Raw genomic sequence first — 915 nt, 5'->3', positions numbered from 1 at the left:
TGGCTGCCCCAGCCAATATCCGACTTGTTGCTTTCCTGTACCTGTTTTTCCGCGTTGCGGCGCTGCATTTCCAGTTCGTAGACCTTGGCCTGCATCATCTTCAGGGCCTGATCCTTGTTCTGGTGCTGGCTACGCCCGCTCTGACACTGGGTCACCAGGGTGTGCTTCTCGCCACCATCATCAGTGTATTCATAGGTCAGGCGAACCGCCGAATCGGTCCGGTTAACGTGCTGACCACCCGCGCCGGAGGCCCGGTAGGTATCCACCCGCATGCTGCCCACGTCGATATCCACATCAATATCGTCGTCCACTTCCGGGGACACGAACACCGAGCTGAACGAGGTATGACGGCGGCCGCCGGAATCGAACGGGCTCTTGCGCACCAGCCGGTGCACGCCGGTTTCAGTACGCAGCCAGCCGTAGGCGTACTCGCCTTCGAAACGGATAGTGGCAGACTTGATGCCGGCCACATCACCGGCGGACGCTTCCACCAGCTCGGTCTTGAAACCGTGGGCCTCGCCCCAGCGCAGGTACATGCGCAGCATCATCTCGCCCCAGTCCTGGGCCTCGGTGCCACCGGAACCGGCCTGGATATCCAGATAGGCGTTACAGGCATCCATCTGCCCGGAGAACATGCGACGAAATTCCAGATCCGCCACCATTTTTTCCAGATCACGCAGGTCGCTTTCCACTTCCGAGAGAGTGTCTTCATCCCCCTCTTCCACCACCAGCTCTAACAGGGCGGAGGTGTCTTCCACTCCCTGGGAGGCATCGTTGATGGTGTTCACAACCATTTCCAGCTGGGCCCGTTCCTTGCCCAGGGCCCGGGCATAGTCCGGATCGCTCCAGACATCCGGGTTTTCAAGCTCGCGCTCGACTTCGGTCAGACGTTCACTCTTCTGATCGTAGTCAAAG

Annotated in this window: 1 protein-coding gene; it reads right to left on the bottom strand. The window is 59.8% G+C overall.

The genetic code is table 11. From position 1 onward, the window contains the following. Positions 1 to 915: peptide chain release factor 2 (prfB, locus tag A3730_RS19710; RefSeq protein WP_063538738.1), on the bottom strand; the 915-nt coding region annotated here is incomplete at both ends.

This window comes from Alcanivorax sp. HI0044, from assembly GCF_001634945.1.
This window is presented reverse-complemented; position numbering and strand designations above follow the sequence as displayed.